At 62.6% G+C, this 21,700-nt stretch carries 25 protein-coding genes and 1 pseudogene; 13 read left to right on the forward strand and 13 right to left on the reverse strand.

Going from position 1 to position 21,700, the window contains the following annotated elements; genetic code table 11:
- Positions 1–123: 123 nt before the first annotated feature.
- Both WKV53_RS13410 and WKV53_RS13415 read left to right on the forward strand, forming a co-directional pair.
- Entirely contained in the window at positions 124–708 is a 585-nt protein-coding gene (locus WKV53_RS13410; protein ID WP_341405113.1) for a 3-keto-disaccharide hydrolase, read from the forward strand.
- 122 nt (positions 709–830) lie between these two features.
- Complete coding sequence (locus tag WKV53_RS13415; RefSeq protein WP_341405114.1) at positions 831–2,234, forward strand: phenylacetate--CoA ligase family protein; 1,404 nt, start codon at positions 831–833, stop codon at positions 2,232–2,234.
- A gap of 273 nt (positions 2,235–2,507) precedes the next feature.
- Here the strand turns inward: WKV53_RS13415 and WKV53_RS13420 are convergent, their stop codons facing one another.
- From WKV53_RS13420 to WKV53_RS13440, 5 genes are all read right to left on the reverse strand, one after another.
- A complete protein-coding gene (locus WKV53_RS13420) occupies positions 2,508–3,029 on the reverse strand; it encodes a PEP-CTERM sorting domain-containing protein (protein ID WP_341405115.1) in 522 nt (173 codons plus the stop codon).
- Between the two features lie 82 nt (positions 3,030–3,111).
- Entirely contained in the window at positions 3,112–4,545 is a 1,434-nt protein-coding gene (locus WKV53_RS13425; protein ID WP_341405116.1) for a sensor histidine kinase, read from the reverse strand.
- Positions 4,542–5,198, reverse strand: coding sequence for a response regulator transcription factor (locus WKV53_RS13430; RefSeq protein ID WP_341405117.1), 657 nt, complete (start codon positions 5,196–5,198; stop codon positions 4,542–4,544). The genes WKV53_RS13425 and WKV53_RS13430 overlap by 4 nt, the downstream gene beginning before the upstream one ends.
- Before the next feature lie 96 nt (positions 5,199–5,294).
- Positions 5,295–5,648: a hypothetical protein gene (locus WKV53_RS13435; protein ID WP_341405118.1), complete on the reverse strand. Its 354-nt coding sequence runs from the start codon at positions 5,646–5,648 to the stop codon at positions 5,295–5,297.
- Between the two features lie 145 nt (positions 5,649–5,793).
- Positions 5,794–6,954 carry a hypothetical protein gene (locus WKV53_RS13440; RefSeq protein ID WP_341405119.1) on the reverse strand — a complete coding sequence of 387 codons (1,161 nt, stop codon included), beginning with the start codon at positions 6,952–6,954 and terminating at the stop codon, positions 5,794–5,796.
- A 110-nt stretch (positions 6,955–7,064) separates the two neighbouring features.
- On the opposite strand from WKV53_RS13440, the gene WKV53_RS28720 reads away from it, so the two are divergent.
- The 3 genes from WKV53_RS28720 (at position 7,065) to WKV53_RS13455 (ending at position 9,912) form a co-directional block, all read left to right on the forward strand.
- Entirely contained in the window at positions 7,065–7,403 is a 339-nt protein-coding gene (locus WKV53_RS28720; protein WP_341405120.1) for a DUF5808 domain-containing protein, read from the forward strand.
- Positions 7,404–8,129: 726 nt separating this feature from the next.
- The gene (locus tag WKV53_RS13450; RefSeq protein WP_341405122.1) at positions 8,130–9,617 is read left to right on the forward strand and encodes a glycoside hydrolase family protein; all 1,488 of its coding nucleotides are present in this window, start codon (positions 8,130–8,132) and stop codon (positions 9,615–9,617) included.
- Positions 9,618–9,696: 79 nt separating this feature from the next.
- Entirely contained in the window at positions 9,697–9,912 is a 216-nt protein-coding gene (locus WKV53_RS13455) for a hypothetical protein (protein WP_341405123.1), read from the forward strand.
- A 591-nt stretch (positions 9,913–10,503) separates the two neighbouring features.
- On the opposite strand, the gene WKV53_RS13460 is transcribed toward WKV53_RS13455, so the two are convergent.
- From WKV53_RS13460 to WKV53_RS13475, 4 genes are all read right to left on the reverse strand, one after another.
- Entirely contained in the window at positions 10,504–10,788 is a 285-nt protein-coding gene (locus WKV53_RS13460; protein WP_341405125.1) for a hypothetical protein, read from the reverse strand.
- Between the two features lie 67 nt (positions 10,789–10,855).
- Entirely contained in the window at positions 10,856–11,359 is a 504-nt protein-coding gene (locus WKV53_RS13465) for a ferritin-like domain-containing protein (protein WP_341405126.1), read from the reverse strand.
- Between the two features lie 204 nt (positions 11,360–11,563).
- Positions 11,564–12,271: an SHOCT domain-containing protein gene (locus tag WKV53_RS13470; RefSeq protein WP_341405128.1), complete on the reverse strand. Its 708-nt coding sequence runs from the start codon at positions 12,269–12,271 to the stop codon at positions 11,564–11,566.
- 80 nt (positions 12,272–12,351) lie between these two features.
- Positions 12,352–12,951: a hypothetical protein gene (locus WKV53_RS13475; RefSeq protein WP_341405129.1), complete on the reverse strand. Its 600-nt coding sequence runs from the start codon at positions 12,949–12,951 to the stop codon at positions 12,352–12,354.
- 115 nt (positions 12,952–13,066) lie between these two features.
- On the opposite strand from WKV53_RS13475, the gene WKV53_RS13480 reads away from it, so the two are divergent.
- The 3 genes from WKV53_RS13480 to WKV53_RS13490 all read left to right on the forward strand — a co-directional run bounded on the left by WKV53_RS13480 (position 13,067) and on the right by WKV53_RS13490 (position 15,291).
- Positions 13,067–13,288, forward strand: coding sequence for a hypothetical protein (locus WKV53_RS13480; protein WP_341405131.1), 222 nt, complete (start codon positions 13,067–13,069; stop codon positions 13,286–13,288).
- A gap of 90 nt (positions 13,289–13,378) precedes the next feature.
- Positions 13,379–14,173: an alpha/beta fold hydrolase gene (locus tag WKV53_RS13485; RefSeq protein ID WP_345789662.1), complete on the forward strand. Its 795-nt coding sequence runs from the start codon at positions 13,379–13,381 to the stop codon at positions 14,171–14,173.
- Positions 14,170–15,291: a PAS domain-containing sensor histidine kinase gene (locus tag WKV53_RS13490; RefSeq protein ID WP_341405134.1), complete on the forward strand. Its 1,122-nt coding sequence runs from the start codon at positions 14,170–14,172 to the stop codon at positions 15,289–15,291. Before WKV53_RS13485 ends, WKV53_RS13490 begins: the two co-directional genes overlap by 4 nt.
- Before the next feature lie 41 nt (positions 15,292–15,332).
- Here the strand turns inward: WKV53_RS13490 and WKV53_RS13495 are convergent, their stop codons facing one another.
- From WKV53_RS13495 to WKV53_RS13510, 4 genes are all read right to left on the reverse strand, one after another.
- Positions 15,333–16,349 carry an SDR family oxidoreductase gene (locus tag WKV53_RS13495; protein ID WP_341405135.1) on the reverse strand — a complete coding sequence of 339 codons (1,017 nt, stop codon included), beginning with the start codon at positions 16,347–16,349 and terminating at the stop codon, positions 15,333–15,335.
- 58 nt (positions 16,350–16,407) lie between these two features.
- Positions 16,408–16,974: a TetR/AcrR family transcriptional regulator gene (locus WKV53_RS13500; RefSeq protein ID WP_341405136.1), complete on the reverse strand. Its 567-nt coding sequence runs from the start codon at positions 16,972–16,974 to the stop codon at positions 16,408–16,410.
- Positions 16,975–17,063: 89 nt separating this feature from the next.
- Positions 17,064–17,675: a LysE/ArgO family amino acid transporter gene (locus WKV53_RS13505; RefSeq protein ID WP_341405137.1), complete on the reverse strand. Its 612-nt coding sequence runs from the start codon at positions 17,673–17,675 to the stop codon at positions 17,064–17,066.
- Between the two features lie 181 nt (positions 17,676–17,856).
- Complete coding sequence (locus WKV53_RS13510; RefSeq protein WP_341405138.1) at positions 17,857–18,786, reverse strand: hypothetical protein; 930 nt, start codon at positions 18,784–18,786, stop codon at positions 17,857–17,859.
- Between the two features lie 217 nt (positions 18,787–19,003).
- On the opposite strand from WKV53_RS13510, the gene WKV53_RS13515 reads away from it, so the two are divergent.
- From WKV53_RS13515 to WKV53_RS13535, 5 genes and pseudogenes are all read left to right on the forward strand, one after another.
- Entirely contained in the window at positions 19,004–19,675 is a 672-nt protein-coding gene (locus WKV53_RS13515) for a hypothetical protein (protein ID WP_341405139.1), read from the forward strand.
- Between the two features lie 6 nt (positions 19,676–19,681).
- Positions 19,682–20,020 carry a hypothetical protein gene (locus tag WKV53_RS13520; RefSeq protein ID WP_341405140.1) on the forward strand — a complete coding sequence of 113 codons (339 nt, stop codon included), beginning with the start codon at positions 19,682–19,684 and terminating at the stop codon, positions 20,018–20,020.
- A gap of 76 nt (positions 20,021–20,096) precedes the next feature.
- Complete coding sequence (locus tag WKV53_RS13525) at positions 20,097–20,354, forward strand: hypothetical protein (RefSeq protein ID WP_341405141.1); 258 nt, start codon at positions 20,097–20,099, stop codon at positions 20,352–20,354.
- A gap of 18 nt (positions 20,355–20,372) precedes the next feature.
- Positions 20,373–20,672: pseudogene (locus WKV53_RS13530) on the forward strand (DUF1003 domain-containing protein); the annotation flags it as partial.
- A gap of 365 nt (positions 20,673–21,037) precedes the next feature.
- A complete protein-coding gene (locus tag WKV53_RS13535; protein ID WP_341405142.1) occupies positions 21,038–21,259 on the forward strand; it encodes a hypothetical protein in 222 nt (73 codons plus the stop codon).
- Positions 21,260–21,700: the final 441 nt, after the last annotated feature.

Raw genomic sequence — 21,700 nt, forward strand, 5'->3', positions numbered from 1 at the left:
GGGCGATGGGAGAGGATGGGACCGGGAGATCTTGGGCTGTGGTAACACAATCGGGTAGGTGGCTGGATTTTCGCAATATTCCTTTTTCTGGCGAAGTAGGGTTGGCTTCTCTAACCTCGATTTATGAAAGCCCTCGTATCCTCGATCCTGCTGATTGTTTCCGCTTCGCTCGCCATCGCTGAACCGCTCACTCCGGAGGGCAAGCTGGATCTCTTCGAGATCAAGGGGCCGAAGGAATGCTGGTCGATCCAGGACGGGGTGATCACCGGGAAGAATGTGCCGGAGAAGAAGGGCTCGATCCTGTGGACGAAGGCGAAGTACAAGGACTTCACGCTGGAGGGCGAGTTCCGCTACACCAATCCGATTGATTCGGGGGTCTTCATCCGGCATGAGAATGACCAGATCCAATTCGGCATTTCCGGGTCGCTGAAGCGGGACATGACGTGCTCGCCGTATATCGCGAAGACGGGCAAGTATCCAGTGGAGGCGAACGTGAAGGACATCTTCAAGGATGGGGAGTGGAACAAGTTCGTGATCACGGCGAAGGGGCCGCACTACGTGGTGACGCTGAATGGGAAGCAGGTGCTGGATTACACTTCCGAGACGGCGCTTGAGGAGGGGCCGATCGGCTTCCAGGTGCATCCCGGGGTGGTGATGACGGTGGAATTCCGGAAGCTGGAGGTGAAGACCGAGGCGGCGGGGAAGTGAGGTGATCCGAGGATGGGGAGGCGCGTGAGGAGCGCGCCTTTCATCGACATCGATGTGTTGATCGGGCTTTCGGTGTCCGAAAAGAATATCGTGTCCGTTAGAAGCGGTGGGTAAGGTCGGGCATGCCTTTGCCGACGCCTCATGCTGCATTTCCGGGGGCGGTGTGGCCGGCGATTCCGCCGACGCCGGCGGCGGCGTTGCTGGCGGTGCTGGGGCAGTTGGCGGAGAGCCAGTGCATGGAGGCGGATGAGCTGGCGATGGCGCGGCGGCCGCAGCTGGAGGCGCTGATGGCTCATGCGGCGGGGCAGTTGCCGTTTTGGAGGAAGCGCTTGGAGGCGGCGGGATTTGAGGTGGAGGCGGGCAAGAATGCGGGGCTGAGCCTGGCGGAGTGGAATGCGCGGTGGGCATCGCTGCCGGTGCTGACGCGTGCGGAGGTGCAATCGCTGGAGGCGCAGCTGCGGGTGGCGAAGCTGCCGGACGGGCATGGGGTGGTGGGCGAGAGCGTGACCTCGGGCTCATCGGGGCGGCCGGTGCGGATCGCGCGGAGCACGCTGGATTACTTCTATTGGCAGGCGTTCCAACTGCGCGAGCATGTGTGGCGCGGGCGCGATGTGGCGGGGACGTTCCTGACGATCTCGCGGGATGAGAGCCGGAAGGTGATCGATGAGAGTGTCCACCTGCGGAGCATGGCGGACTGGGGGCCGCCGGCGTCGGTGGTGTGGGCGACGGGGAAGAGCTTTCTGTTAGACTATCGGGCGCCGGTGCGGCGGCTGGTGGAGACGATCTGTGAGGTGCGGCCGGACTACCTGTGCACGTTTCCCTCGCTGCTGTTAGAGATCCTGCGGCATGCGCGTGGGGAAGGGATCGAGCTGCCGCCGCTGAAGGAGGCGATCGGTGTGGGTGAGGCGAGTCCGCCGGAGCTGGCGGGGCTGTGCCGGGAGGTGTGGGGTGCGCCGCTGTGCAGCACCTACACGGCGGCGGAGACGGGGGCGATGGCGTATCAGTGCCGGGAGGGTGGCCGGTGGCACGTGCAGGCGGAGAAGTCATTCATCGAGGTGATCGATGCGGAGGGACGGGCGTGTGGGCCGGGGCAGACGGGGCGGGTGATCGTGACGCCGCTGCACAATTTCGCGATGCCGCTGCTGCGGTATGAGATCGGCGATCTGGCGACGGTGGGTGAGGGGCCGTGCGTGTGTGGTCGGACGCTGCCGGTGCTGGAGGCGATTCCCGGGAGGGCGCGTGACTTGCTGATGCTGCCGTCAGGGGAATTGCGGCCGCCTTATTATGGGCACAACGCGGTGATGCAGGTGCGGTCGATCCGGCAGCATCAGGTGATCCAGACGGCGCGGGATCGGGTGTGTCTCCGGCTGGTGGTGGTGCAGCCCCTGACCGGTGAGGAGGAGGCGCATGTGCTGAAGAGCGCGGGGGATGCGCTGGGGGCGGGGTTTGTGGTGGAGATTGAGTATGTGGAGGAGATTGTGCGCGGGGCCGGGGGGAAGTTTGCGGAGTTTGAGAGGCGTTGTTAGAGGGGCTGGTGTTGATGGGGGCGGGGTCTCACGATGCGGCTTGTTGCCGCTAGTTGGCGACGGTCATAGACGCGCCGCTACATGGGAAGACGGGCGGGATGAATCCCGCGCTCCCAGTGGTGGGCTGGGCAGAGGGTGTGGGTTTGGGGGGAATGCACAGTGGTGCTGCCCCGCAGCAGGGCTGCTGGCTTTGAGCGGCAGCAGGGCTGCACGCAGTCCGGGTCTCCGACGACTTGGGCGGAGTTTGAGAGGAATCCGCCTCGTCTGCGGCCTTCAGGCTGTCCGGCGGCGCCAGGCGAAGGCGAGGGCGGCGGCGCCTAGGGCGAGGCCGGTGGAGGTGGCCGGTTCGGGGACGACAGTGAAGGTGAAGTTGGTCGCGGCGGGGAGGGCGACGGTGCCGGCGAAGCCGGAGCCCCCGACCTTGAACGACTCGAAATGCAGGCCCTTGATATCCTGTGGTGAGCCGAAGGCGGTGAAGGTATTGCCGGTCAGAGCAGCGAGCGTGATGTTTTGGAAGGGAGCAACGGTGCCGCTTGAGAAGACGGTCACGAGCTGATTGCTGGTGAGGATCGCGCTAATGGTGAAGGCCGCGCCTTCGCCGGTATTGACCGAGCCTTGATCGATGGAAACGAGTTGCTGGACGCTGGTGAGCGGCGTGGCAAACAGGAGGTCGAAGCTGCTGCTGGCTGCCTGCGGGCCCGCCGAGATGACGGTGGTGGCTGCCTGGCTGACCTCGGGCTTGTTGGCGGTGAGGAGGAGGCCGAGGGTTGCTGCCGCGCGGAATTTCGATTTCATGGGGTGTGGGCGTTCGGGCACCGATGTTTCCGGTGCTTCCGCAACGGAGGAAGCCGGACGTTAGATAGCGGTCTGGCGGCGGTCAGACAAGCGGATTCGGGTCGCGGTGAGAGGCCGGGTGTTGGAAATGGAGGATGAAGGTGAGGATGGATCGCTGTGGATCGAAGGCGGGCTCGAGGGTGCCGCCGAGGAGGGTGGCGGCTTGCATTGCCAAGGTGAGGCCGAGGCCGAGGCGGCGTCCATCGGTGCGCGAGCGATCGCTCTTCCAGTAGCGGTCGAAGAGATGCGGGAGGTCGGCGGGGGAGAGGCCTGAGACGGCGTTGCAGACCTTCAGTGTGCCGCGTTCCAAGGCGATGGTGCAGGTGCTGCCGGGGACGGCGTGATGGGTGACATTCCCGATCAAGTTCGAGAGGATGAGTTCCATCAGCACGGGGTCGCTTTCCTGTGTGACCGGTTCGCGGGCGTGGACGTCGAAGGTGATGTCGTGGGCTGCGGCGGAGGTGGCGTGGCGCTCGAGGGTGCGGGTGAGCAGGGCATTCATGTCCACGGCTTCGCGGAGTGGAATGCGGTACGGTTGCTCGGCGCGGGCGAGATCGAGAAGGTGGATGGAGAGGGACTCCATGCGGAGGGCGATCGACTGGACTTCGCTCCAACAGTCGGAGTTTTCGTGCGCGCTGGCGGGCGGTGCGAGGAGATTGACTTCGGCGAGGGCGCGGAGCTCGGCGAGCGGGGTGCGGAGCTCGTGCGAGACGTCGGCGGTGAAGCGCTTCTCGCGTTCGAAGGTGCGCTCGAGGCGGGCGAGCAATTCATTCAGGCGATCAACGACCGGGACCAATTCGGAGGGCGTGCGACCGGGGTCGAGGCGAGTGGAGAGCGAGCGGCCGTCGATTTTCGAAATGTCGCCGACGAGCTTTCCAACGGGAGCGAGGCCGCGGCGGACGCCCCAGAGGAGGAGGAGGACAAGCGCACCGAGGGTGAGTGCGCCGGTGGCGGCGAGGGCATTCCGGATTTCGCGGAGGGTGTGTTCGAGCGGTTGGATGTCGCGGCCTACCGAGAGAGTAACGGGGATGAGGGTGTCGGGCTTTTCACGTCCCTTGTGATCGCCGCCGTCGACGCGGGCGATCAGGGAGACGCAGCGCATGCGCCGGTGATCGGGCAGGGTGACTTCTGAGAATGCGGGGGTGGAAGAGGTGGGGGCAGGGGCTTCCAGCTTGAAGTCTTCGAGAGATGGCGAGCGCTGGATTTCGCGGCCATCGGGGTAGTGGAGCAGGTAAACCGATGCGCCGCCGCGATGGCTGAACTCGGGCATGCCCTCGGCTTCGGTTTCCATGCGGATCTTGCCATTCTCGTTTTCGATGAGGACCTGGAGTGAATGGGCGGTGACCAGCAGGCCGGAGTCGAACTCGGTGACGAGGGACTTTCGCAAGCGCCACTGGAAGCCCATGCCGGCCATGCCGAGGAGGAGTGTGCCTCCTAACAGAAGTCGAATCGTGAGGGCGGATCGCAGGGATCTCATGGTGAGAGGACGTAGCCGAGACCGCGGCGGGTTTGGATGAGGTCGCGGCCGATTTTCCGGCGGAGGCCGTAGACTGCGGCGTCCACGACATTGCTCATGGGCTCGACGAGTTCATCGTAGATGCATTCCTCGATCTCGGAGCGGGGGACGACTTTTCCGACGCGGCGGGCGAGGCATTCCAGGAGACGCCACTCGCGAGCTGTTAGATCGAGCGGGGTGCCGGACCGCGTGACGATGCGGGCGCCGAGGTCGAGTTCGAGCGGGCCGATGGAGAGGAGAGGCTGCTTGATGCCGTGGGCGCGGCGACCGAGTGCGGTGACGCGGAGGAGCAATTCATCGAGCGCGAATGGCTTCACGAGATAATCGTCCGCGCCCGCGCGGAAGCCGGCGATCTTATCGTCCAAGGTGTCGCGTGCGGTGAGGAGCAGGACGTGGACGGGGTTTTGTTGTTCGCGCAATTCGGCCAACATCGCGAGGCCGTCGATCTCGGGCATCATGATGTCCAAGATGATCACGTCGTAAGCATGGAGCGCGACGGCAGCGAGGCCTTCCATGCCATTGGCCGCGAGGTCGACGGCGTGGCCCGCATGCTGGAGCGCCCGGCGCAGGGAATTGCGCAGGCTCTTGGAATCTTCCGCGACCAGGATTCGCATGGGCTGGTGAGTGGTCTCGTCTCGTCAATACAGTGGCCGCCATGTGCCCGGCAATGCGGGACATGGCGGCAGGGTCAACGAAGCGGCAGTGATGGATCAGTCCTCTTGGCCGCCCTGGGCATCATCGTCGTCCTCCTCCTCATCGTCATCGTCTTCTTCCTTGTCGCCCTTCTTATCGAGCTTGCGGGAGAGTTCCTTGCCGCTGGCGTCGAACTTGACCTCGAGCTTGCCTTCGGCGGTGGCGAATTCCGCTTCGTAAGTGGCGGGGGCTTCTGCCTTGGCGTCGGTCTTCTCGAGTTCGACTTCCGCTTGTCCGGCCACGGCGCGCACGGCTGCGGCGACCGGAGCGGGGAGGTCGTTCAGGGTGAGCTTGCTTTCTTCCTCGTGTTCCTTCGCGAAGGCCATGGCGGGCAGCAGCGCGGCGATCGCCAGCATTGGATAATGTTTCATGAGTTGCTTGCTTGGTGATTTGATTCAGGTCTGGTGACTGCCACCGTGGCAGCCAACGTGTCGAATGTGGCAGAGGCAAGATGACGGGATGCTGACGGCGCGGAGAAAAGTGTTTCTGTTAGATTTGATGGGGGCCGATCATGCCTTAGCGGGCCGGGGTGGCTGCTGCTGCCGCTGCGCGGTCGAGCATGTTGCGGAGGTCCTTGTCGGCTTCGTGGAAGGCGGCGTTGAGGGTTTTGTCGCCTTGGACGTAGGGCTCCTGGAGATAGGCTTGGGTGAGCTCGTAGCGTTTGGCGATGACCTGGAGGTCGTCGGGCGTGGGATTCTTGCGGTCGATGATGCCGTCCTGGTTGAGGTCTTCGACGAGGTCGTGCTTTTGATCGGGCGTGATGGATGGGTCTAACAGAGCGGTGTGATACAGCTCGAGGGCCTGGGGATTTGCGCCGACGTAGGAGAGGGCGAGGCGGGCGAGGGGTTCCTTGGCACCGGGCTCGGTGAGGCGCGGGTCCTGATAGGTGCGGGCGGCGAGGGCGAGGCTCTTTTCGCCCATGGCCTGGCGGAGATAGTTGACGGCGTTGCGATCCACCTTGCCATCGGGCTGGATCATCTGCTGCTGGGCCTTCGCGACGAAGGAGGTGTCGCCGAGCTTGCGCATGATTTCGAAGAGGAGATTGCGGTCGGCGGTGTTTCCCTTCGAGAGGATGGCGGTGGCGGCGGCAACGGTGGCGTCATTGTAGGTGCCGGGAGCGATCTGCTCCAGCAGCGCGGAGAGGCAGGCGACTTCGAGGCCGGAGCGGGCGAGGGTGAGATTTTCCGCGAGGATGGCCTCGGCATCCTTGCCGCCGGAATGGGCGACGATGTCGAACAGGGCGATCCGGAGGGATGGCGGGACGAGGGCCTTGAGGATGGCATCCACGTCGCGCAGGCGTTGTCCGCCGGCGGGAGCGTAGGCTACGTCTTCGCCGGAGAGGAGGAACTTGTGGATGGGAGGCAGGGCCTTCGGGCCCAGGCGATCGAGCTGCTCCAGCAGCATCAGGATCGGACGCATGGAGCGCGAGGCGCCCTCGGTGGCGGAGAGGCGGGCGAGCTGGTCCAGCAGGGCCTGCGCGCTCTCGTCGGGTGGGGTGGCGGGGCGGAAGGACTTGGTGGGCTCGCTGGATACGGTGCTTCGGGTGGAGGGAGCGGAGGTGATTTTCGGTGCGGCATCCGGCGCAGCGGCATCCTTGCTGATGCTGGCGCGTCCGGCGAGGAAGGCGATCGCGGCGAGAAGGACGGCTGCGAGGGAAAGGGAAAGTGACCGGTTCATCGGATCATGCTTACAGATCGAAGATGACCCTAGCGTGACGCTTTGCCATTTTCATTCGCGCTGGCAGCCTGACACGGATCCCACTTGGGCGCGGGCGATTCCGCGATAAGGTGAAGGCGCGTCTGAATGCCATGAAGCTGAGTGATCTTGAAAGGATCCACGATTCTCCCGAGAGCTGGGTTCTCGGTGTGATCTATTTTTCGCGCCGCGATCCGCGGCTTGTGGTCCGAAAAAGAATCGGGTCGCTGGGCTGGACATTGAACTTCGCGCGGCCGCTGGCGATCCCGTTCCTATTGGGGACGCTGGGGTTCATCTGGGTGTCTCTTGCGACGCTTGCTGAATTGGATGTCTCCAAGTCGGTGAAATGGGTGGTCACTTCAGTGGTTCTGTTCGTGACGCTGGCGATCTGGGCGTGGGTGGCGAGGTCGGGGCGCCCTGTTGATCCGTGATCGAGGTCGTGCTGGAGACGCCAGGGATCCCAAGGGGTGGCGTGATGCTCGAGTGTTTCGCGGGGCACGCCATCGGAGGGTGGTGGTTTTACTTTCCGTGGTCTCAAAGGATGCGGTGTCATTGAAGATACCGCATGATGAAGCTGCCGGCCGGAACTCCCGCGGGGTTGGGGCACCTTTCCTTCCTGGCGGGACGGAAAGGTGCCCTTATCTCCCCTGCAGGGAAGTGCTCATGACAGGTGAACGCTATCACGCCGAGAATGAGAGGACAGTGAGAGGGACGATGGAAGATGAATGATGTGTGGCGGGGTGATCGTGCGTTTTGAGCCGCTGGGTTTCTACCTGTTGATGGAAAGGATGGGTCTCGATCTGATTGACCGCGGGTTTCACGTCGTTGTGAACCTTCGATTGGCTGTAGGCTCGCATCGGCTTGTGGTGGTGCTCGGACTGGAGGTCGGCGAAGTCGATGATGCCGTCGCGTGCTGCGACGTTGGAGAGGGGCGTAGCTCTTCCTCTACATGGTGGTGGCCTGCGATCAGGTATCGTGCTTGGCGTTATCGCGGGGGCCGCCACCGTAGGGATTCTCTGCCTCGACACGGCGAATATCCGGTATAGGGTGCCATGTTTTCGTAGGCGGCCTTCCAACGTTTGCCCGCCTGATGAGGTCCCTTGCGGGATTTCCTTGGCCTGATGCGCGAACTCAAGAGCCGGGCTCGTTCGCAAGTCATGAATTCCTTTTTCCAAGTATCGTCCGCCGCTGCGATCAGCCGCGGCGTTCTCAGGGCCAATCCCGCGCGTTCGGTCACCCGGTGCGTGGTGCCGGAGGACCGGGCTTCCTTCCAGCGAATCATCAAGTGGGCTTGTGCGCTTTCCGAGGAAGAAGTCGAGGAGCGGCTGAAGTACCTGCGTGGGCATTTCGGGGGTCGTGGCAACACCATGAATGCGGCGTGGAAGCGAAGTTATTCCCAGGTCGCGCTCCACGCAGAGAATGGCTCCGGCCTGCCGGAACAAAGGAAACTCTACATAGGATCGCTATTTTCCCAGGAGTTTCCGACTGAAAGTGGCGGCCTCCTGAACCCCGGCTTGTGTGTTCATGCGGACCAGTCGCGATTGACGGCGGGCAGCACGCGCTTCCTGCTGGTGGTGGACGGGCTGGGAGGGGACCGTACGTCCTCGATGATCTTTCGGGAGGCAGTCATCGACAGTGACTATCACATCCATCTCCATGGGTCGGGATGCCGACCGAATGGCGCAGAGCCCGTCACGAATGCCGTGATGAGCAGAGGCCTGATCTTTCGCCAACTGCATGACCTGGGGTTCGACAATGCGTGGACCCGCGGCCTGATGCAGTCGCTGAGAGATGAATTCACGCGCGCCGACCTCGAATCCGCGATGGGCACCGCGAGCGGGGCCACACGCACCTTCTCCAATGACAGCAAGGCAAGCATGAAGTGCCTCAGGTGGCTCGCGGGTGCGAACTATGAAATAGAATTCGATCCCCTCTCCGACCTTTCCGACCGTGTGCTTCTTCCGCTGGGGGTGGCCGGGGCGGGGGGGCTTCACAAGGGCTGTTTCACGCTTCTAACAGCTGCCGATGGCGACCAGCCTGTCTATCTTGCCGCCTGTACCTCCTGCAATGGCTACCGCGACCTGCCGCTACTGCTTGAGAGCCGCGATCTGGTCAATTTCAAGGTCAGCTTGTTAAGCGGGGGAGCAAGCCGCAGCCATGGCATGGCGATCTTTCCCCAGAGGTTCGCAGGGCGGCATGCCGCCATCTGCGGACGCAGTGATGACTCGCTCTACCTGATGTATTCAAAGAATCCGGGGATCTGGGAAACCGCCTTTCCGGTGAAGTCGCCGGAGGAACCATGGGAAGCGCTGGGCATCCAGCCCTGCGGCGCTCCAATGGCCACGGTGGCCGGCTGGCTGGTGCTCTACCGTGCCTGTGGCGAGATGGGACGCGAAGCGATCGGAGCCATGCTGCTCCACCGCGACGATCCGTCCAAGATCCTCGGCGCCCTCAAGCAACCCTTGATGGAATCCCCATCGAGCTCGGCGGCCAATGCTTTGTCGGTGGCACTCCAGTCCTATGGGGCGCTCATTCATCGCGAACGCCTCCTTGTCGCTTACACCGTCCAAGGGCGGGAAATCGAAATCGCGCAGTTCGAACTCGATTCGCTCCTGAGCATGCTCGTGGAAAGTGAAGTGCAGTGAAGAGAAGCGAAACAGCAAGGGGTGCCTGCAACCGGGGAAGCATCGCTTGTTTTCATCCCACGCAAACGGAGGATGTCTTATGGAGAGCAGCATCGTGAAGCAGCCTCCCGGCTGCGGCTGGTACTGGTGGCGCCAGCATGAGTTCGACAGCTGGAAGGTGGTGGAAGTCCATCATGATGAGGGGGAGCTTTATTGCCATACCGAGGATGACCGGGACTACCAATGTGGGGATGATCCCAAGACGCCTTTCACAGGCCAGTGGTGGTCCTTGCGTCTTGAGCCTCCGGTCACATGAAGACCGCGAGGTCCGGCAGGAGGGATCTGCCGCTCGAAATAAAAATATATCCATTGAATGAGGCGCGATCGCGATGAGCCTGCGGGATGGCTTACGGTCGATTTTTAGCGAGGCGCCAGTGCAGGGAAGATTGCAAGTTGGGTGACTTTGTTTGCGCGGCACGGCTTCCGGAGTGGAAGCTGGTCCATGGGGAGCAACCGTTCCGGCCGGAAGATCTGGATCCGGCGAAGCCTTCATGGGCGTTTGAGCGGGTCACGGCCGAGTTCTACGGCGGCTACGTGAAGGCGTGGGCGCGGTGCTCGTGAATATCAGGGCAAATACTCAAGCGAGCTTGCCTGCCTGAGATGGAGCCAGCCGTTCATTCCCTTTTTCCGGCGATGGGCTACGCTTTCCCGTGATACTGTCGCCACCAGAACCGACCTGCAGAGGGGGGGATGATTGGCAATGGCAGCGACAGACACGCCGCCAGCTTGCGGGCGGGTTTTGACAATGCAAGGGGAGTTCTGCAGGGGTTGAGAATAGGCTGTGCTTGTCAGTGCTTGGCTCGCGTAGGGAGATGCGGCTCGTTGTGAGTTTGCGGAAGGTAGGATGTCAGTCGCGGATGCTGCGGGCACTGCATAGGCCCGCCAGGCATCCGGCACCGAAGAAGACCGCAACCGCCACGTAAGGGTGGCGGATGATCCAGCCTTCGACGGCCGATTGGAGGTCCTCCACGGCGACGCCGCGAAGGGGATCGGGGAAGGGGCGTGGCTGGCGGGCGCGATGAAGCGCCTCATCTGCCGGCTCGCGCTGCACCTCGGCAGTATGCTCGGAAAGGGGCGGCGTGGCTTCTCCGTCGGAGGGCCAGGAAGAGGCCGGGTCTGGGGATGGAATCATGGATTCTCGTGTAAGGAAGGACGGCCCCGGCAAGCGGGACGCGTCCTCCATTCGATCTTGCCTGATGTTACTTGGCTGCTGCGGCGGAGGCTTGAGGGATCAATTTCTCCGCGATCGACGTCAGGGCTTTGTCGGTGGTGCCTTCCTCATCGAGAGTCGCCTGGAGCAGGGCAACAACCTCGTCATGGCCGAGGGCTTCGGCCAAGGCGCGGGCGGAGCCGTAGCCGGAGATTTCGTAGTGCTCCACCTTTTGCGCGGCGGTGATCAGGGCGAGATCCTTGATGGTGGGATCGCCGTCTTCTTCGATCGTTTCCCCGCCTTCTTCGACGAGACCTTTCATGGCCTTGCAGACCTTGCCTTTCGGGGAGGCGCCGAGGAGTTCGGCAACTTCTTCCAAGCGGGCGACATGGCCCTTGGTTTCCTCAAGGTGCTTGGTGAAGCCTTCCTTGAGCTTTGGATTCGCGGCTGCCTTCGCCATCTTCGGCAGGGCCTTCACGAGTTGGGTTTCGGCGCTATAGAGGTCCTTGATTTCTTGAACCAGGAGGACATCGAGTGACGTGAGTTTGGACATGGGATGAGTTGCGTTGAGGGGGCGTGATTGCCCGCCCGCCTCTTCGCAGGAAGGATGCCGTGCATGTCGTGCAGTTGGAATCACGGCTGGTGGCTGAAATGCGGCTAGGTCCTATGATCTTCTTCAGAAGATGCGCGGTCACATTGCATGGAGTTTCACGAGAAGCGGACGGAATGCACTGCGGTGTGAAATTCCAATGAGCTGTTAGACGCGGCGCAAGATTTCGCCCTTCTTCGCTGTGAATTCCTCATCGGTGAGAATGCCTTCAGCGTGGAGACTCGCCAGTTGCTTGATCAGGCGCGCTGCATCAACCGCAGAAGAGGAGGGGGGCGGTGACGACTCCGCAACCTCAGCGGGCGAGTCCGCTTTTTCCCTCACGACGGGCAAGCCCTGGGCGAGGAAGCTTCCGTGCTGGCTGGTGAACTGAACGGCCGTGGCTCCGCCTTGCTGCTGGCTGATGCCGCCGATCCGGTGATCGCCGGTGTCATAGATGGTCAGCTTGCCACCTTCCTCAATGGCCAGCCGCTTCGACTGGGGGAAAATGGCGTAGCGGATTCGATTCTGCGAGCCGGTGCTCGAAGGAGTGCCCAAGCCAGCCGGCCACCATGGAACGCCCGATCCGCTAGCTTCCGTGACGGGTGAGAAGAACTCCGTCTTTCCCATGGCACTGGAGAGTGCGGAGCACACGTCATTCACGCGGGCCTTGAGCGAGTGATTGAACATGTCGCCGACCATGGTCATGCCTCCCCGCATCCATTGGCCGCTGCCGAACTCAGCGCAATGGAACTGCGCCATCGTTCCTCCGCCCTGGTTGAGAGCTTCGAGAAGGTGGATGACGGACTCGCGGCTGAGTTCATGACGGCCTGCGAATTGATCGACGAAGGCTTGGCCGCGTGGAGTGAGAGAGTGCATGGGAGATGCTTTCGCAGCACGGGTGCCAGAATCCGGATGCCTTCCCGGAGCGATGCCTGAAGCGACGGGGTGAAGGCTCGCTACTTTGATGGGTCGCTGCGTTCGGGGGCGGGGAGTTCGGAGTCGGGTGGGAGGGGTTTCGTGACCTTGTCGGCGGCAGCGCTCCGCATGACGACGCTCTGTTTCTCCTCGTCGAAGAAGATGGCCATGGCGGTGTTCTCGCCGTGGCCCATGCCGATGCGGGTGCCTCCGTTCACCATGGTGGGGTTTCCCTCTGCCACGAGCATTCCATTGGAGCTCATCTTCGCGCTGTCCGCTTCCAGGACGATGCCGCCTTGGACCGTAACCTTGACCTTGCCGGTGGCGGAGTTCTTTCCGACGTGCTCGGCTTCCACCTTGATTCCGTATTTCTCGAGATCGCGGATGCTGGTGCTTTCCTTGCGCTCGGTGAGTTTGGTCGGAGGTGCGAGATCGGATGGAGAGGTGATGCCGTTTGGCTCCTGAGCGGGCGGTTGTTTCCTGGCCGCAAGCAGCTCTGGATCCGCCGTGGTTTTGTTGGCTGCGTCGGGATTCTTGTCGTCGGCCGCAGTGCCCGCATTTGGAAAAGACCGCCACGCGAGGCCAAGCGCGAGGATGAGGAGCGCGATGGCGGCGATGCGTGTGGTTTTGCCTTTGGGCATGTGCCGGGCTATCATGGTTCATCCCGGGCCATCAATCTTCGATCCGGGTGCGGCAGGTTGCAGTCGCGATCTAACGTCGTTTGCTTCTTGAATTTCGTGGCGGAGAGTCGCCGCTATGACGGTGACAATCGAGGTGGTGAACGAGGCGGGCGGCTCCAGCTTGAGGAGGAGAATCCTGCTTCACAGCGGGGACTATCCTACTTCCGGGAAGCTGGAGGACGCGGCGGTCGAGTTCATCCGTGCCTCCTGCACGGCGAATGAGAAGGCGCTGGACGACCACCACGCGGCCACGAGTGGCGTCGGCGCAGTAAGGGTGCTTTCGCCCGGTCTCAAGTGAGGGCGAAGAGCAAGTGATGGAATTTGCGAATCCACCTTGAAGTGGAGCGACACCGGAAGAAGATGGCGCTCGCGGTGGAAGGTGGAAATCATGCCGGTATTACGGAGAAACAACGTCATTGTTAAAGGTAGGGAGGACGGGCCCACGATGCTGTTCGCTCATGGCTACGGCTGTGACCAGAACATGTGGCGGCTGGTGACGCCGGCATTTGAGGAGGATCACCGGGTGGTGCTGTTCGATCATGTGGGAGCGGGGCATTCGGATCATGCGGCGTTTGACCGGCAGAAGTATGCGACGCTGGATGGCTACGCGCTGGATATCGTCGAGATTGGGCGGGCGCTGGAGCTGAAGGATGCGGTATTCGTGGGGCATTCGGTGAGCGCGATGATGGGCGTGATCGCGGCGGCGATGGCGCCGGGGATGTTTGCGAGGCTGGTGCTGGTGGCTCCGTCGCCGTGCTATCTGAATGACGGGGACTACACGGGTGGCTTCACGCGCGCGGAGGTGGATGAGCTGCTGGATGCGCTCGACAAGAATCACATGGGCTGGTCGATGAACATGGCGCCGGTGATCATGGGCAATCCGGATCGCAAGGAGCTGGGCGATGAGCTCGCCAATAGTTTCTGCCGGACCAATCCGGAGATCGCGAAGCACTTCGCGCGGACGACTTTCCTGACGGATGTGCGGGACATTCTGGATGATGCGGTGCTGCCGTCGCTGATCCTGCAGTGCTCGTCCGATGTGATCGCTCCTCTTTCGGTGGGAAGCTACATGCACGAGAAGATGCCGGACAGCGAACTGGTGGTGATGAAGGCGACGGGGCATTGCCCGAACCTGAGTGCGCCGGAGGAAACCATTGCCGCGATCCGCGAGTTCCTGTCATGAGCGGGGAGGATCATCCACTGCTGCGCGACTTCGGGGACTTCTTCGAGAATAGCTTGTGCGGATATGCGATCCTGGATGGTGAAGATCGCTTCGTGCTGTGCAATGGTCCGCTCGCGCGCTGGCTTGGACACACGGTGGAAGAGCTGAAGGGGCGGAGATTCGCCGAGCTGCTATCGATCGGTGGGAAGGTATTTCATGAGACTCATCTGGCGCCGCTGCTGAAGATGCAGGGGCACTACTCGGAGGTCTCGCTGGAGATGGTGTGCCGGGATGGCAGCCGCTTGCCGGTGCTGGTAAATGCGATGCGAAGGCAGGAGGCGGACGAGGGCGGGATGATTTTCACCCGGCTGACGGTGCTGCTGGCGGTGGAGCGGCATGCGTATGAGGCGAGCCTGAGACAGGCGCGCGATACGGCGGAAACGAAGCTGATGGATGCCGAGGAGACGGCAGTGCTGCGCGAGCAATTCATCGCGGTGCTGGGGCATGACCTGCGCAATCCGCTGGGCGCGATCACGATGGGCACGGCCTTGCTGGCTGAGTCCGAGCTGAGTCCGCGTGACCGAAAGCTGGTGGGGGCGATGGAGTCGAGTGCGCTGCGGATGAGCGAGCTGATCGAGAACGTGATGGACTTCGCGCGCTTCCGGCTCGGTGGCGGGGTGGTGCTGAATCGCAGGCCATCCGATTTGCAGAAGAGTTTCAGTGAGGTGGTCGCCGAGCTTCAGGTGATGCATCTCGGCCGGCAGATCGAGTGCGACATCGCCATCGATGGGCTGGTGGATTGTGATCCGGCGCGGCTGTCGCAGATCCTTTCGAATCTGTTAGCCAATGCCCTGACGCATGGCGCTTCCGATGAGCCGGTGCAGGTGACGGCGACGGTGGAAGGAGGCGATCTGGTGCTGCAGGTGGTCAACCGGGGCGAGGTGATTCCGGAGGCGATCATCGAGTCGCTCTTCCAGCCCTTCACGAGGGAGGAAGCGCGGAAGAGCCAGAATGGATTGGGACTCGGGCTGTACATCGCTTCCGAGGTGGCGAAGGCTCATGGTGGTTCGCTCACGGCGGCGTCGAGCTCGGAGGGGACGGAGTTTGTTTTCCGGATGCCGGTGGTGGTGGGGGTCTGAGGTGGCGGGCTGAATGGGCGAGGCGGGCTACCTTGGAAGGCTCATTCAGGGTCATCCAACTCTTCGAGGGTCACGTCCCTTGCTTCGCGAGGTGCGGGGATGGTGATTCCGGCGAGGTGTTCCGAGATTTCCCATAGGCGGGAGGCGGCTTCGGCATCGAGCGCTTGTTTCGGGATGGTGGCGGTGGTGGGAGCGCCGCGGGTTTCGCTGAAGCTGGCGGGGCCGTAGTAGCTGCCGCCTTTCGCGGTGGGTGAGGTGGCGGCGTAGAGCGAAGGGAGCGCTCCCTGGGAGGCGGGCTGGAACATGAACCAGAGGAGAGTGCGTGCGGTGCCGATGGCGCTCCAGCGGCCGGGGGCATTGTGCAGGAGATCGGTGCGGGCGATGCCGGGATGGGCGGCGATGCTGGTGACGCCCCATTGGCCGGCGGCGCTGCGACGCTGAAGCTCCAAGGCGAACATGAGGCAGGCGAGCTTCGATTGGCTGTAGGCTCGCATGGGCTTGTGGTGGTGCTCGGACTGGAGGTCGGCGAAGTCGATGATGCCGTCGCGGGCGGCGACGCTGGAGAGCGAGATGACGCGTGGCTTTTCGCCCTCGCAGAGGAGGGGCATGAGCTGGGCTGTTAGAGCAAAGTGGCCGAGGTAGTTGGTGGCGAACTGGAGTTCGAGGCCATCCTGGGTTTGTTGCCGTTTCGGTGGCATCATGACGGCGGCGTTGTTGATGAGGAGATCGAGGCTGTCGCGCTGGTCGCGCAGCCGCGCGCCGAAGTCGGCGATGGATTGGAGGCTGGCGAGATCGACCTGCTCGAAGCGGACGGTGGCCGAGGGCGCTTCATCGATGATGCGCGCGATGGCGTCCTCGCCCTTGCGGGGATTGCGACCGGCGATGATGACTTCGGCACCGGCGCGGGCGAGTTCCAGGGCGGTCTCGAGGCCGATGCCGCCGGTGCCGGTGATGATGGCCGAGCGGCCTTTCTGGGAAGGGATGTCGGCGGTGGTCCACGGGGTGCTGATCTTGGCGGCCTCCGGAGCTGACAGGGTTTTCATGGTGATGGTGGACATGGCTTGTTAGGGGATTGACTGTCTGGTCACTCAGGTATTTAGCGAAAAAAAGGGGTCCTTAGGAGGTGGCGCGCCAGAAGGTTTCGAAGCCGACGGTGCAGTGTTTGTCGGCGTTGGCGGGGTCATTGATCATGTAGTCCATGGTGGTCTCGGCGAGGGAGGTCATCATGGAACTGGCGAAGTTGGTGGCTCCGTTTTGCAGTGAGCCGCGGAGGCGCATGCGTTCCAGGACATCGATCAGGCCGGCGATGTTCTTGTAGACGGCGGCGCGGGTCTCCGGGGTGATCTGCTCGGAGACGGCGAGCTGGGCGAGGGCGCGGCGCTTGGGCGGGTGAGCGGCGGCCCAGTGCATCCAATTCCACCAGACGTGGTGGGCTTGCTTGCGGAGGGCGGCCTTCGCCGGGAAGCCCTCCACGGCGGCGGTGCCCATCTGGGTCTTCAATTCGAGGTAGAGCTGATTGAAGAGCTCGGTCTTGGTCTCGAAGTAGGTGAAGAGGGAGCCATTGGAAATGCCGGCCTCGCGGGCGATGGTGGCGGTGGGTGCGCTGAGGCCTTCCTGATCGATCACGCGGACCGCGGCCTCGAGGATCGCGGTGCGCTTGTCGTTGCTCTTGGGACGGGCCATCGGGAAACAAGGGAGCTTTAAATGACTGACCAGTCAATTATTTTTGTTTCGCGGTGCGGAGGCGGGTTCGGAGGGCGCGGGGCTGCGATCTATGCGCCGAGTGCCAGTTTCAGGGCGATGCCCCACATGACGAGGGCGATGGTGCCTTCGAGGATGCGCCAGGCAGAGGGTTTGGCGAATAGCGGGCGGAGCTGCTTGGCGGCGTAGCCGAGGGCGAAGAAGAAGAGGAAGGATCCGGTGGCGGCACCGGCTCCGAAGGAGAATTGCTTGCCGGGGAATTGGGTGGAGACGGTGCCTAACAGGACGACGGTATCGAGGTAGACGTGGGGATTTAGCCAGGTGATGGCGAGGCAGGCGAGGAGGGTGCGGGCGAGGCTGGAGGGAGTGCTGGTGTTTTCGACGACGAGGGCATCGCGGGAGCGGAGGGCGGAGCGGAGGCTCTTCGCGCCATACCATGTGAGGAAGGCGCCGCCGCCGTAGCGCATGGCGGGATTGATCCATGGGAGGATCATCGCGATCTTCGCGAAGCTGGTGATGCCGACGATGATGAGGATGGCATCCGAGAGGGCGCAGGCGAGGCAGACGGCGAAGACGTGTTCGTGACGCAGGCCCTGGCGGAGGACGAAGACATTCTGGGCACCGATGGCGACGATGAGGCCGAGGCCCATGGTCATGCCTGCGATGTAGGTGGATGGGTCCATTGGCCGTGCCGGAGTTTCAGTCGGGATCCGGGTGGTGGCAATGGTGGGTGGTGGAGAGCAGCCAACACGTCTAGTGCCCCTTCAGGGCACCGGTTGTCGGGCGGGGGAACCCAGGGCGGCGCTTTGCTTGCCCTAGGCTTAGGGCTGGTCTCCCCTTTGGGGCTGAAGAGAAATGCGACGGCTACTTAAGCGTCTCGGCGCCGGGGCCGGTGTAGGTGGCGGCCCAGCGTTTGGCTTCTTCGGGATGGGCTTCGCGCCAGGTTTGGAAGGCGACTTTGAGGACGTCGGGATTGCGGCCGGCGCGGATGTTTGCGAGGGCGTAGTCGATGGCCTTTTGCGGGTTATCGGCGGCGAGGCGTTCGGCGACCTTGCGGCGTTCGCCGTCGAGGTCAGGGTCATTGGGGAGGTCATCGAGGATCTGGATGACGCGATCGGGATCGGTGGCGAAGAGGGTGCCGAGGATGGGCTCCATGGCATTCTGGAGGGCGCGGCCTTCGAGGCTGGAGTAGCGGTCGAGCGCGCGATCGGGATCGATGGCGGCGAGGCTGGCGATGGCCATTTGATAGGAGTCCTGATCCTTGAGCCTGGGATCGGCCTCGACGATGTCGAGGACGGCATCGGGATTGAGCTGGGAGTAGCGCCAGAGGGCGGGGAAGAGGCCGAGCTTGAAGAGCCATTCCTTGGGGAAGGCGGCTTGTTCGGCATCGCTGGCGGAGGGGTAGTTGCGGATGATCTCCTGATAGGTGGCGACCATTTCGCTGATCTCTTCCTCATCCATGGCGGCGTAGGTCTGGACCATGCGAAAGAGGAGGGAGGGATCGTCTTCCCAGCCGTTGAGTTTGATTTGCTGGAGGAGCCAGTCCCTGGACTTGCCGGGTTGGAAGTGTGGGTCGGTGGGGAGGAGGGATGGCTTGTCGGAGGATGCGTTGGCGGGGCGAGGGCGCTTGGCCGAGGCGTCGCGGGAGTCGCTGGTGCTGGCCTTGGTGGGCTTGGCTGCAGTCGCGGTGGGAGGAGCGGCGGCTTCATCCGCGGGGGGATGATCCATGGACCAGCGGCCGGTGAGGAACGCGGCGATGGCGACGAGGGGTAGGACGATCCACGGGTGCCTCATGGGTCATGGGATGGGGAGAAGTGGAGGGCGCGTCAAGCCGGGGCGTGTGGTTGACGGAGGGATTCATGGGGAATTCACTCCGGCTTCATGAGGTGTGGTCGGGGGTGTGTGAGGATGTCGGATATGACATGTTGATGTCTTTCCGGATGTCTTCCGCGGGTGAATATCCCACACGTCTGGTTCTTTCTTTCCCTCCCTACCCTTCCCTCCCGGTGCCATGAAATCCCTGCTCCTTCTCTTGCTTTCGGCGACGCTCGTTCACGCGCAGACGACGGCGGCGGACCAATCGGCCGCGGCCTTCAAGGCTGCGAAGACGAAGCTGGATGTGAAGAATGAGGCGGAGATGGCGAAGAAGGCCGGGGACAAGGAGAAGACGAAGAAGGAGTATCGCAAGGCGGTGCAGGATCTGGAGACCCGCTATCTGCCGGTGATGTTCACGGAGACCGGGACGGCGCAGAAGGCGGGGGATGCGGCGAAGGAGGAGGCGCTGAAGAAGACGTTGGACGAGTCCTTCAAGACGAAGATCGGCGAGGTGCTGATGGGAGGCAAGCTGCTGGACGTGTCGAGCGCGGGGCTGACGAAGATCGGCAGCGCGGTGGAAGGTGATCGCATCCAGCTGCAGTATATTTGCGGGACGTGGAACGTGTATCCGACTTCTCCGATGGTGAATCCGGATGAGACGGGGACGAAGGAGTGCAACATCAAGCTGCTGCACAAGGCGATCTCGGGAGAGGAGACGGTGATCGAGTCGAACATCAAGCACACGCGGGACAAGCCGTACACGCATGACGTGGAGATCCGGGGGACTTACTTTCTCATGATCTCCGGGACGGTGCACAACGCGCACTCGGGGAGCACGGTTTACCGGGTGGTGGTGGCGAAGAAGTGAAGGACGATGACGATCACGGAATCGAACGTGGCGAAGGTGATCTCGGTGATGACCGGGGTTTACTGGGCGGTGGTGGGTTTGCTTCTGTGGTGTGACTACGTATCCGGGAACTGGATGTACAAAGGAGGGTGGTGGATCGCGATCGTGCTCCTCACCGGGACCTGTGGGGTGGCGTTCTGGACGATGCTTGCTCCGTTGGCGATGCGATCGTTTCGAGGCAGTTCGTCAAAACGAGGGATACGGAAACTGGGCGAGTGGGCGTGGTGCTTCAGCACGATTCCGATGGTTCTCTTGTGCTTTGGCCTCGTCTGTACGCTCGTGTATTATCGGATCACCGAGGGATGAGGCCGCCGCCAGAGCGCGACGAGGTGGCAGTGTTTGTGTTCGAGCACAGCTCGTGGGAGGGAGGTGATTCCGTCGCTTGCCGAAGGAGGGATCCGGTGAATCGTTTGCGGCTAACGATTGGAAAGCGATGGGCGAGGGCGAGTCATCATCAGAAGCGAAGAGCGGTGGCGGGCCGCTGCCAGGGGTGCTGGCGGAGAATATCCGGGTGCTGCTGGACCAGCACCGGAGGGATCTGGACAAGGGGTCGAGGGCGCAGGTGGTGGTGAGGAGGATCGCGGACTTCGTGGGGAGTGTGAGCTTCATTTACCTGCACCTGTTGTTTTATGGCGCGTGATGGTTCTTCCGTTCGCGGTTCGATCCGCATCTTGAAATGATGTCGGTGTGTGCGGCGCTGGAGTCGCTGTTCCTTTCGGCGTGCATCCTTTTCAACCAGAACCGGAACCGGGAGATCGCGGATGAGCGGGCGGAGCTGCACCTGCACATCAGCTTGCTGGCGGAGCGGGAGTCGACGCGGGTGATGCAGATGGTGGTGGGGATGGCGGAGCGGCTCGGGGTTCCGGCGGTGGATGATGGGGATGTGGAGGAGCTGATGAAGGATGTGCAGCCGACGGAGGTGCTGGAGGAAATCAAGAGGAGGAATGGGGTGGGGTGAGGGTGAGATGGCCAATCACCAATCACCAATCACCAATCACCAATCACCAATCATCAATCTTCCAATCACCAATCTTCCAATCACCAATCGAAGTGGGTGAAGAGTGGATGGCTTTCGCTTGGGCGGAGTGCGAGGGGAGGAGAGCTTTTTGGGGGGTGCGGGCTCGATCTTCTCGCGGCCCTTCAGGCCGCCGGGTGATGTGGACATACCAACCCAGGGCGATGCCCTGGGCTTAGGGATTTCGCCCCTTTGGGGCTGGTGAGCGCCGGGCGCTGGTCGCTGGCGAGGTCAGATAAGGCGGCGCTAAAGCTTGTGCGCAAATTGGATAGACGCGGGGAGTGATTCCCGCCAAGGTTACGTAACCCATGAATCTCGCCCGCGTGTCGTCGCCGCCGCGTCCTGCGAATGGTAGCCAAGCCCACTTGTTGTGGATTTGCATTCGCATGGCTTTGATCTTCGCTCTGGCCTTATTGCCGCTGATTGCGGTGGGGGTGATTTTATTGCGAGGGATGAGTGAGAGGGCGATGGGGGGTGCGGCGGTGGAGAGGCCGGCGGTGGAGGTGGGGACGGAGATGGTGGAGAGGTGAATGCGGTGTTGATCCTGGCGATGTGAACTTCGGTTGTGGGGACCTTGGTCTATTGATTGAGTGTTTCGGGAGAGGTCGGGGATGACGGGGCGACAGGAGTCTCGCCCCTCCTCAGGGGAGGCGATGCGGGCGTGTTTGGTGGAGCGGGGTTGGTGGGTGGTTCGAGTCCGCCTGAAGGCGGGACTACGTACGCTTGGGGGCGAGCAGTAAGGGACCGTTCGGGCGGAATGAATTCCGCGCTCCCAGTGGAAGGCGCTCCCAGTGGAAGGCGCTCCCAGTGGAAGGCGCTCCCAGTGGAAGGCACTCCGAGTGGGAGACGCTTCCGAGTTGGAAGATGCTGGAGGCGTACAAAAAATGGAGCACTCCATCACTTGGATGGAGTGCCCAGCCCGCTTCTGTCTCTGTTGGGTTTGGGTCGGGGTCTTGGGTTCGGAGACAGTG

This window comes from Luteolibacter sp. Y139 (assembly GCF_038066715.1).
Lineage (GTDB): Bacteria > Verrucomicrobiota > Verrucomicrobiia > Verrucomicrobiales > Akkermansiaceae > Haloferula > Haloferula soli.